We start from the raw sequence: 226 nt of genomic DNA, 5'->3' as shown, positions 1-226 counted from the left end.
TGCCGGACGAGGCGATGCACATCACCACGGCCTTCCAGCTCGCCGGGTTCCAGCAGGTGATCGGGACGCTCTGGCCGGTCAACGACACGATCGCCGCCCAGGCCCGCGTAGACGCCCTCGGCCACCCGGGCGGCGATCGTGTCGTTGACCGGCCAGAGCGTCCCGATCACCTGCTGGAACCCGGCGAGCTGGAAGGCCGTGGTGATGTGCATCGCCTCGTCCGGCA

1 pseudogene is annotated in these 226 nt (G+C 69.9%); it reads right to left on the bottom strand.

The annotated features are described in order from the left end of the window. Positions 1-155: 155 nt before the first annotated feature. Positions 156-212 (bottom strand): annotated as a pseudogene (locus FAF44_RS56670) (hypothetical protein); the annotation flags it as partial. Positions 213-226: the final 14 nt, after the last annotated feature.

The organism is Nonomuraea sp. MG754425, from assembly GCF_021699195.1.
GTDB lineage: Bacteria > Actinomycetota > Actinomycetes > Streptosporangiales > Streptosporangiaceae > Nonomuraea.
The sequence above is the reverse complement of the archived record's forward strand: the minus strand, read 5'-3'. Positions and strand labels throughout refer to the sequence as shown.